This is a genomic window from Microbacterium sp. AZCO, assembly GCF_039614715.1.
Classification (GTDB): Bacteria; Actinomycetota; Actinomycetes; order Actinomycetales; family Microbacteriaceae; genus Microbacterium.
Genome location: NZ_CP154857.1, coordinates 4220721 through 4231970, shown reverse-complemented (window position 1 = coordinate 4231970; position 11250 = coordinate 4220721). Strand labels below are relative to the sequence as shown.

2 protein-coding genes are annotated in these 11250 nt (G+C 68.3%); both read right to left on the bottom strand.

Annotated features, from left to right (window positions below; all coding sequences use genetic code 11):
• Positions 1–44: 44 nt before the first annotated feature.
• Entirely contained in the window at positions 45–1751 is a 1707-nt protein-coding gene (locus AAIB33_RS19045) for a hypothetical protein (protein ID WP_345801525.1), read from the bottom strand.
• A gap of 267 nt (positions 1752–2018) precedes the next feature.
• A complete protein-coding gene (locus AAIB33_RS19040; RefSeq protein ID WP_345803471.1) occupies positions 2019–10982 on the bottom strand; it encodes a SpaA isopeptide-forming pilin-related protein in 8964 nt (2987 codons plus the stop codon).
• Positions 10983–11250: the final 268 nt, after the last annotated feature.

Here is an 11250-nt window from a genome sequence, read left to right as displayed (position 1 = left end):
GGTCGCGCTTCGCGCGACCGCCCCTCCCCTGGCGTTTCAGGCCATCACGCCTTGCGTGAGCGGCGCACCGAGACGATTGTCATGCCGACGCCCGCGAGGACCGCGAGCGCCCCGAGACCGAGGGCCCCGAGCTGGATCGTGCCGCCGGTGATGGCGAGCGTGTTATCCGTGGATGCCGAAGCCGGCGTCGGCGTGACCGACGGCGCCGGAGCCGGGTCGGAGGGGTCCGTGGGGTCGCCGGTCGGGTCGGTCGGGTCGGTCGGGTCGTCGGGCGTGACCGACGTGAGGGCCGGGTTCGCGCACTCCGCGGTCGCCTCGGGGTACGTGACGGTCGTCTCGTACTCGGGGTTGACCCTGAACTTCACCACGACGTCCTTCAGGCGCGTCCAGGCGTAGTTGCCCGAGGTCTCCACGTACTGGCCGTCGACCAGATCCCAGCCCGGCCACATCTTCGGCTCGGCGTCGGAGGCGCCGGGCCACAGGAGCTTGCCGCTCAGCGGCTGCCCGGTGACGACGTAGTCCTCGCCGCCGTGACCGTTCACGAACGTGATCGTGACGGGCTTCTCGCTGCTCGCCACGAAGCCCTCGGGAAGGTCGACGCTATAAGAGAGGTACGGAACGTCTCCGACGCACGCCGAGAGGATCTTGCCGGGGACGAGCGGGCACGTCCCGATCTCCGACTGCGTGAGCTTGCGCGTCTGCTGCTCGGACGTCTTCGTGACGGTCGGCTCGCCCTCCGTCGGCGTCACCGTCGTGATGACCTCGCGGGTCTGGAGCACAGTGGTGTCACCGCACTTCCAGCTGCCGTCGACCCAGGGCTTCGTGTCGACCGTCGTGGTCGGCAGCTCGGGCTCCTCGGGCTCGCACGTGGCCTGCTCGTCCGCGGTCAGCGGACGCGTGGTGACCACATCGCTCGACGTCGCGGTGCCCGCGACCCACTTGTGGAGCGTCGTGTCCCAGACGTCGTAGGGCGTCTTCGTGGTCGTCGTCGTGATCGTGGCGAGCGGAGGCGCGCAGACGAACGTCGTCTTCACGGTCTCGGACTCGTCCGCCGAGGGCTGCGTCGGCCGGCACCCCTCGAGGTCGATCGAGAGCTTCGTGAGGTCGGGGACCGTCCAGCTCGTCGTCACGTTCGCCGGGAACACGGTGCCCGCCTTCGGCGAGGCCGTCCAGGTGGTGGTTCCATCGGCGTTCTTCACGGACGACCAGACGACGTTCTGACCGAACACGATGGCACCGGCGGCCAGGCAGCTCGCCGGAGTGAAAGTCAGGGACGGCGTGACGACGCTCGGCGGTGTGGGGAGCGTGCCCTTGCAGACGATCCAGTGCGAGACGGTCGCCTGCTGTCCGCCGTTGTTCACCGGTGATGCGTAGGCGATGCCCGCGACGGGCTTCACGATGACGTTGTTGCTCGTTCCGCTGTTGACGATCAGCGCTGCCCAGCCATTGCCCGGCCACGAGCTCTGGAACGGCGCCAGCGTGACCGTCTTGCCGCCATCCGTGACGGCACCGTGCACGGTGGACTCGGTGAGCGAGTGCTTGTAGCACGTCGCGTTGTACGAGGCGTATCGCGCCTGCCAGTAGGACTCGTGATTGCCGTCGGAGGTGGCGGCCTCGATGGTCCCCACGGTTCCGAGCACCGGCGCGGCGGCGGAGGCGCCTGCCGCGGTCAGCGGAGCGATGACGAGAGCGGCTGCGAGGACGGCTCCGGCGAGCGCGGAGAACCTCTTCTTGATGCGCACTTCAGGCACGCGTTTCCTTCCCCAAACGGTGCGGAGAGCGCACCGACCCTCAGCGCCCTCGGGTGGGCGCTGCTCGCGACGATCGAGTGCTCTCCGAACCCCCAGGAACGGAACGTGAGGGCGCCCTTCGGGTAGGCGCCGCGATCATCGCCTGAGCAGACTAGTCGCTCAGGTCGCACTCAGGGAAATCGGAGCATCCATTCAGGGTGAGGACGCGCACGAGGGGCTCACCGACCGGGTCGGCGAGCCCCTCGTGCTGTTTCGCGGAGTCGGGGGCTACTCCGCCGAGCTCCCTGCTGTCTTCCGACGACGGCGGTTGACGTAGAGGAGCGTGAACCCACCGAGCACGGCCGCAAGGCCTGCCCACAGTGCCCAGATCCCGAGCGTTCCGCCCGTGATCGCGAGCGGCGTCAGGAGGACGGTCGCGCTGTCGGCATCTCGACCAGTGTCACTCGCGTCGTCGAACGTGTGGTACTCGACGACACCGACGTTGTCGATCTTCGTCGCCGTCGACGACGGGTTCACGTACGCCGCCAGCGTGATCGTCGGAGCCGATTGACCCGGCTGGAGCGGACCGAACAGGTGGCAGGTGAGCGTTCCGCCGTAGCCCGCGCCGTTCTGACCCGCCACCGCGCAGTCCTTCCAGTTCGGGAACACCGAGGTGTCGCCCTTGCCGGTCCACGTCACGTTCGTGATCTTCAGGTCGGTCGGGATCGCGTCCGTCACGACCACGCCGTCGGCTGCCGAGTCATCCGTCACGTTCTTCACCGCGAGCGTGTAGTCGAACGAGTTGCCCGGCGCCGTGTTGGCGACGCTGGCGTTCTTGTCGATCTCGACGTTGCTGTGACGCGCCTGGACGCAGCCGAGCTCCGGACCGGGGTACTCCACGTCGAAGGCGATCACCGGGTTGACCTCGAACGTGATCGTCGATGCACCGCGCCAGGCGTAGTCAGGCTCGGCGTTGTCGAGGATCAGTCCGTTGTAGACCTTCGCCGGGATCTCATCCGCCGTCATCGGCAGGCCGTCCGCGGGATCGATGTACTGCCCGTCGGGCGTGTAGTCGCTCGCCCGCAGCGGACGCCATCCCGGGTAGTCGATCGCGACCCCGTCGGCCGTGAACTTCGCACCCGGCCAGGGAATCGTCTGCTGGTATCCGGTGACGCCCGCAAAGAACGGAGCGACGTTGACCGTGTGGCCCTCCACCGTCGGCTCCTCGTCGGTCACCCACGTGCCCGTGACGGGCTGGTTCGCGAGCGCGCCCGACGTCTTCACGAGGAAGGTCAGCTGCGCGGTGTCACTCACGCAGCTCACATACACCGCCGCGGTCATGTCGTGCACCGGGATGGTTTCGTCGTCGCAGTTGTTCCCGCCGCTCGCGCCGTCGATCGGGTCGAGGAGCGTCTCGACGCACGCAGTGTTCACCAGGCTGCTGATCGGGTCGGGCAGCTGCTCGAGATCCGTTGCGTCCGTGTCCGGCGGCGCGAAGAACTCGGCCTCGATCGTGATCGTCGCGGTCTCACCGGCTCCCAACGTCTCCAGCTTGAAATCGACGATGTTGTTGAAGAGGTCGGACTCGTCGTCCACCACCTTCAGCGTGTTCGGATCGACCGTCACCGAGTTGAAGGCGATCCGATCGGCATAGGGCGCCACGCTGAGCGAATCGTCGAAGACGTGCACCATGCTCGCCGCCCGTGTGCCGTGGTTGGTCACCGTGAGCTGGTAGTCGAAGGTGTCGCCGGGTTCGACGTTGTCCTCACCCTCAGGCAGGACGCCCGTCTTCTCGATGCTGACGTCGTCGAACTGCAGCTCGTCGCACGCCTCAGCGTTCTTCACGAACTCACCCGAGCTCAGCACGACCGTGTTCCACACCGGGATGCCCTGGCTCCCCTCGGCGCAGGGCCTCAGCTCGTCGCTGTCCGGCACCGAGGTGACGGTCACATCGCGCCACACCCGGAAGGTGTGCGTGAGGTGGCCCGCCGTGCGGTCCGCGGCCGAGAAGACGCCGAGCGCCCGGATCAGCCACGTGCCGGTTCCGTTGAAGCTCGACTGCGTCGGCGTCGGCGTGTCGGAGCCCACCGCCTCGACCTGCCAGTCACCGGCCGGCGCGACGCCCGCGGGCAGCGCGTCCGGGTGCTCTTCGAGCCGGTAGATGACGTTGGTCACAGGGTTACCTGCCGCGGGATCCGGCGATGTCACCGTGATGAGGTACTCGAGACGCTGCTTGCCGCTCGGTGCCGTCGTCAGGTTCGGTGCCGACTTCGTGACGCTCGGGTACACCGGCGGCGTGCAGACCTCGCGGACGATCGGCGTGGCGTCATCCGAGGACAGCGTCACCTTGTTGAAGAAGCCCACCTCCGTCGAGCGCGTCTGCGTGTCGCAGCCGGCCGTGTGGTTCACCAGGTCGCCCGGCTCGAGGGTCGCGTGCACCACCACGTTGTAGGTGTGCGTCCCGCCCGAGGCGATCGGCTCGTTGTTCGCGAGCGTCGCAGGCTGGACGCTGCCGGGGGTCGCCCCGGCCGTGAACGACCCGGTGCGGTGGCCCGACCACGAGGCATCCTGCACCTCGATGTTGCCGAACTCGAGCTCCTCCACGAGGTTGTACTCGCCCGACAGGTTGTCGGGGTTCGCCGCGAGAGTCACGTCGATCTTGTACGTGATCTCCCACACCTTCGTGTCGGGGTCGCGCGTCAGGCCCGTGACCGTCTTGGTGACGTCGGGGTACACCTTCTCCTTCACCGGGATGCAGGTGTCCGAGTTCTGGTCGACACCAGACACCGTGAGCACCGCCTCGTTGAAGAACCCGTTTCCGGCCGTCGGCGTCTCGCCGCAGTCCCGCGTCGCCGGCGGGATCTGCGCCGGGATGCGGACCGTCCACGTCACGAGCCACTGGTGCGGAGCATCTGATCCCCCGAGGGCCACACCCGTGACGAACGGGTCGCCGTTCGACGGGATGTTCGGGACGACCGCGCCGTCAGGGTCGGTGTCGACGCGCTGCGCCGTTCCCGAGACCACGTTCACCCCGGACGCGAAGCCCGGAACGTCGTTGAGGTCGTAGAACGTGTCAGTGCCGTGCGGCGTCACCGTGATGAGGTACGACACCTTCCAGACCGACGGGTCGGCCTGCTGGAGCGCGCTCTGCGGCGTCTTCACGACCGTCGGCAGGCCGGGCTGCGTGCAGGCGGTGTCGGTGTCGGTGATTCCACCGGCCACGGCGATCGCCTCGTTCAGCAGACCACCCGACCGGGCCTCGCCTGTGGGGCAGGGAAGCCCGAGGACTGTCCCCTGGCCCGCGGTCCACGCGGAGGCGGGGATCGTGGCGTTGACCTGGACGACGTAGTGGTCGACGCCCAGCGGGGCCAGCGTCTTGTCATCTGCGAGCGGTGTGCCCGTCGAGAACGGTCCCTGCGCGACACCCGAGGAGTTCGACACGGCCCAGCTCGGGGTGCCGGTGATGCCGGCGCCGAAGAGCGGCGCGTCCGTCAGGTCGTACACGGCCACACGCGAGGCGTCGTGGTTCGTGACCGACACGAGGTAGCGCACGAGCCACGTGCCGTCCGCGTTCTCGCTGACCGACAGCGCGTCCTTGTTGACGTCGACCGGTGGGAGGTCGGTGCTCACGCACACCTCGCTCTGATCGGTCGCCGCGCCGGAGGCGACGACGGCCCGGTTGAGGAGCCCGCCGTCTTCCGAGGCGCAGTCGATCGACGACGCAGCTGCTGTCGGGTCGAGGACACCGGTCACCGTGTAGGTGTAGTGCGATCCAGCCGGGATGAGGCCCGCGAACAGCTGTGCGTCACCCGGGCCGAAGTCCGCGCTCAGCGTCGGCGTGTTCGCGCCGCTCACGACGTGCCACGCGCCGCCCACGAGCGACCAGTCGGCCGGCGCTCCGGGAAGGGCGTCCTTCACGACGGTGTAGACGGCCGGGTCTCCGGCAGCTCCCGTCGTCGTGACGTCGATCGTGTAGGTCACGGTCCAGTTGCCGTCGGCGCCCTGCACGGGGTTCGACGCTGTCTTCACGACGTGCGGGAACTCCGGCTGGTCGCAGGCGGTGTCGTCCGAGCTCTTGCCGTTCACCGTCAGGGTGGCCGAGTTCAGGAACCCGGTGCCCTTCTCGCCGTCCTGCAGCGTGCAGTCCTGCCACGTGTCCTGCGCGGTCGGGAAGGTCGCGATCGTGGCGTGGGCCGTCACGGTGTAGACGTGCGTCGCGTGGCCGGTTCCGTCCTGAGGCAGGGTTGCGCCGGAGGCGATCTGGGCCGACCACGTCGAGGTGTTGAAGCTCGTCGGCGTGCTCGCGGGTGCGGGGCCCGACCACGAGGCATCCATCCCCTGCGCGCCCGCACCGAACTTCAGGGTGTCGGCGAGGTCGTACGTCAGGGTCGACGCGACCGACGTGTTCGTGACGGTGATCGCGTAGACGATCTCCCAGACGCCCGAGGCATTCTGAGAGATGCTCGTGACGGTCTTGTCGATGGTCCCGGTCGCCGGGATGGCCGTGTTCGTGATCTGGCAGGAGACGTTGGCCGCGAGCGGCAGCGTCACGGTGCTGCCCTGCAGCACGCCCTGCGTGTCACACGACCACGTGCCCGCCGTGTAGCCGGCCGGGCCGGACTCGCTCAGGGCGTATGCCGCGTTGGCGTTCACGGACTGCGCCGAGGTCGAGGCCTGGGCCGCCGATCCCGCCGTCGTGCCGTTCCACGCGGTGGGACCCGCCGCGGTCAGAGTCCATGCGGTCGCACCGCTGACCCCGCCGCCCGTGTTGTCGACGTTCTTGACGAGCTTCAGCGTGGGCGCGACGTCGTTGTTGGTGAACGTGCAGACCACGGTGGATGCGGCATCCACCGCCACCTTCGCGGGCTGGCCGCCGGCCGCCGGAGTGAACGTGCCGCCCGTGCAGTCGAGGCCCGTCTGCGTGTAGCCCGCGGGACCGTTCGTCTCGGTCAGGGAGTAGACCCCGGCCGGGACGAATGCGCCCGTGACCGCGGCGTCGCCTTCCTTGCCGGAGGCGGTCACGATGCCCGCGGCGTTGAGCGTCCATGCCGTGTCGAGCGCCTTGCCGCCGTTGTCGTTGACGACGGTCTTCTCGAGCGTGATCTTGCCCTGCGTGTTGGCGTTGGTGAAGGTGCAGAGGATGTCGCCCTCACCCGATGCGACCGTGAGCGAGAAGCTCCTGCCCGCTCCCCCGGCGACGACGCCGCCCGGAGTGCAGGAGTAGCTCGAGGAGTACTGGCTGCCGCTCTTCGCGTCGAGCACCTCGCCGAGGCTGATCACCTCGCCGATCCGGACACTCGCCGTCGCGACGTGTGTGCCGTCGACCTGCGAGCCCTTGACGCCGTTCGCCGTGCTGACGACGGGCGCCCCGCCCGCGATGGAGAGCGATGCGGTGTCACCCGAGATCGCGTCGACCCACTGCTTCTGCAGCTTCACGACGCGCTCGTGGGCGGTGTTCTGGATCGTGCAGGTGACGTTCGTCGTCGCCGTGAAGCTCGTGCTGCCGCCGTCGGCGTACACGCCGTTGGGACCGCACTTCCACTTCGCGTCGTACACACCCGTGTTGCTCGTGAGCGACTCGGAGATCGCGACGTTGTCGCCGATGCGCACGACCTTCGTGACGACGGCGGCGTTGGTCGCGTTGGATGAGGTCGCCACCGCGGTGTTCGACGTGCCGTTCACCGTGATGACGGCGTCGTCGCCGACGAAGGCGTTGACCCAGACCTTGTCGACCGTGACGGTGACCTTCTTGGCGGTGTTGGTGACGGTGCAGCTGATGCCGCCCGCCGCGATCGTGAGTTCACCGGTCGCGAGCTGTCCAGCCGTCGGCGCGGTGCCGCCGGTGCACGCCCAGGTCGTGTCGTAGCTGCCGATGTTCGTCGAGCCGAGCGCCTCGGACAGCACGACCTTGTCGCCGATGCGCACCACCGCCGAGATAGTCTTGTCGGGGGTGTCACCCGCCGTCGAGATGCCGGTCGTGAGCGTCTGCGCGCCGCGGGTGATGTTGAGGCCCGTGACGTCGGTCGGGAAGGCATCCACCCAGTGCTTGGTCAGCGAGACCGTGACCGTGTTGGCCGTGTTGGTGTACGTACACGTGACGTCGAAGGACGGAACCGTCAGCGTGTGACTGCGGTCGCTGCCGGTGAACGAGGCGCCGGGAGTACACGTGAGGACCGAGCCGTAGGTGCCGGCGTTGGTGCCGGGGAGCACCTCGGAGAGCGGGATCTGCGCACCCTGGCGCACCGTGACCGTCACGGCCTTGGGCGTGTCGGTGAAGCTGGCCGACCCGTCAGCCGTCGACTCGCTGCTCGTGCCGTTCAGCGTGATCGTGGCCTTGTCGCCCTGGATCGCGTTGACCCACTTCTTGACGAGCGTCACCTGGTGGGTCACGGCCTCGTTCGTGTACGTGCAGACGATGTCGGCACCGTCAGGAGCGTCGAACGAAGCGGTGCGGCCGGTGACGGTCTCGCTGACGTTGGTGCAGTCGATCGCGGTGGTGTAGGTGCCGACGTTGTTCTGGCCGAGGACCTCGGCCACCGTCACCTGCTCACCGACGCGCACCTTCTTGACGACCACACCGGGAACCGTCTGCGTCGCGGAGCCGTCAGCCGTCGTGGTGGCGCTCTGGCCGTTCACCGAGAGCGACGCGCTGTCGCCCTGGAACGCGTTCTTCCACACCTTGCCGACCGAGACGTTGATCGTCTTGGCCGTGTTCGTGATGGTGCAGGTGATCGAGGCGGTGACGGTGAGCTGCGGGATGCTGCGCCCCGTGCCGCTCGTGCCGTTGTCGCACGACCACGTCGAGGTGTAGCGGCCCGTGTTCTCGGCGTCCACGATCGACTCCGAGAGCGTCACCTTCTCGCCGACGTGGACGCTCACCTGGGAGAACGTGTCGTCCACGCCGTCGACGCCCGAGGCCACCGATGTGTCGGCATCCGTTGCCGGACCGGCGATGGCGAGGTGAGCCTGGTCACCGGCGAAAGCGCCGACCCAGTTCTTCTGAAGCTTGACGGTGGCGCGCTGTCCTGTATTTGTGAAGGTGCAGGTGACGTCCTGGTTCGGCACCTTGTAGTCGAACGAAAGGGCCGTGCCGTTCGTGCCCGCCTGGTCGGTGCAGGAATAGGCGGAGCCGTAGGTGCCGACGTTGCCGGCCAGCGACTCACCGAGGTTCACCGTGTCGCCGACGCGCACCGTGATGGTCGCGACGTGCGCCGCGTCATCGAGGTTCGCCTGCGTTGCGGTCGACGTGTTCTGGTTGGCGCCTGCGTGGACGACGGCCTTGTCGCCGACGACGGCATCCACCCACTTCTTCTTGACCGTGATGGTCTTCTGGACTGCCGTGTTCGTGAACGTGCACTGCACGCCGGCCTTCGAGGCCGGGTAGGCGGGAACCGTGATGGAACCGCCCGTGCCGGTGTTGCCCGAGACAGTGGCACCGACGCACGAGAGGCTCGACGTGTAGAGGCCCGTGTTCTGGGCACCGAGCACCTCGGCGAGCGTGAGGCTCGACCCGGGGGCGACGCTGACGGAGATGACAGGGCCGTCGGTGGGGGCCGTCGAGGTGCCCGTCTTCGTCGCGGCGCCGCCGATCGAGAGCTGCGCCGTGTCACCGGTGAAGGGGCTGACCCAGTGCTTGGTCAGCGTGATCGTCGCGTACGGGATGTTCACGAAGGCGCCGGTGATCGAGACGTTGTACAGCGCGTTCGTGATGTCGAACGACTTCGTCGTGGAATCGAGCACGTAGCCAGCAGGCGCCGCCGTCTCCTTGACGGTGTACGAGCCGAGCGGAAGGCCGGTGAGCTTGAACTGCCCGGCCACCGGGTCGGCGTCATTGGCGCCGTTGTCGACGACGGTCTTCGGGAAGCTCGCCGCCCAGGGGGCCGCGGCCGCGGCACCACCGGTCGCGGCGACCTGGAAGGTCGCCCCGCCGAGGAGGTTGCCGACGTCGTCCTTCTTGAGCCACGTGACGCTGCCGAGCGGATCGACGAAGGTCAGCGTCTTGGATTCGAGCGAACCGATCGTGACGGTCTGAGTGTTGGGGGACGGCAGTACGTAGCCGGGAGGCGCCACGGTCTCCGTCACAGTGTATGTGCCCGGCTTCACGTTGGCGGAGAAGACGATCTTCCCCGTCGCGTCGGTGGTCACCGACGCGCTTCCGGCTCCGGTCGTCGGGTTCGGGGTCACCGTGAACTGCGCGCCCGCGAGATAGGCGCCCGCCTCGTTCTTCTTCTCGATCGTGAGGGATCCGCAGGTCGAGGGTGCCACCACCTGTGCCGGTCCGACCCAGCCCTTGAGGTTGCCGGTGGGGCCGAAGTTGTTGCCGGTGAACGAGCGCATGTAGGCGGTTGCCGCGGCAGCGCCGGGGCATCCCGGGGTGACCTGACCGTTCGTCAGCGCGGTGACGTTCATGCCGATCTCGAAGAAGCCGCCCGCCTCGACGGCCTCGCCCGCGGGGTTGGTGAGATCAGCGGTGCTGACGGCTCCGATGAAGCCTCCCGTCCCCGACGAGCAGGTGCCCGGGTAGTTGCCTGCGTTCGTGTAGACGCACGACTGCAGCAGGATCGGCGGCGCGCTGCCCTGAGTCGTGATGTAGAAGACGGCGCCACCGTTGGTGCGGTTCGGGCGCGGAGTGCCGTCCGCGCCGACGCTGGTGCCGGCGTTCGTGACCTCGATCGCGTAGCCGCCCGTGCCCGAGGTGTGCTCGCGGTCCCAGCCGACGTACAGGTAGTACTGGCCGCCGACGATGTGGGAGTAGGTGTAGACCCGGATGAAGTCCACCTTGGGCGGGGTGCCGCCCGTGCTCGTCCACGTCGAGGGGTCGGAGTTGTCCTTCACGACCTGATACGTGCCGACGGTCGCGGTCGACGTGCCGACGCCGCTCCCCCAGTCGATGCCGCCACAGGTGCCGGGCGCATAGTCGCCGTCGATCTCGAATCCGCCGAAGGGGCTCGCGCACGACGCGGCGAGCAGAGCGGCGCTCGTGTCGACAGCCAGCGGCGCGGTTGCCGCATCCTGCTTCACTGTCTGCGTGCTGTTCTTGGACGTATCCTTCGCCGGAGTCGTCGGCGTCGGGCTCGGTGTCGCCTCAGGCGTCGCGACCGGCGCGCTCGGCGCGGTCGGCGCGCTCGGCGCGGCCGGATCGGTCGGCGTGGCCGGATCGGTCGGCGCGGGGGTCGAGGCATCCGTCGTCGTGTCTGTCGCCGTCGTGTCGGATGGCGTGGTCTCGTCCGCGTAGGCCGAGGCCGGCGTCATGCCGGACACCAGCAGCGCCGCGGAGACCGCTACCGCGACCGCTCCGCTGTACCACCGGTGACGCAGCGACAGCTTCCGCTGACGCTCGCGCTCCTCTCGAATGTTCCGACGAATCCCCTTGCGCCCGGAATCGGACGCACCCCAAGTGCCAGACATCTTTCACCTTCGTCGACAACGACAAAAAGCGAACCCCAAGTGAGGCTCCCCAAGACGCATGTCCCGCGCCGGTGAATCTCTCCCCAGACATTCAGCGCGGTGTACTGCCCCT

Excerpts from the sequence above, each read along its gene's own strand:
- AAIB33_RS19040 (WP_345803471.1), bottom strand. The coding sequence starts at position 10,982 with ATGACGCCGGCCTCGGCCTACGCGGACGAGACCACGCCATCCGACACG.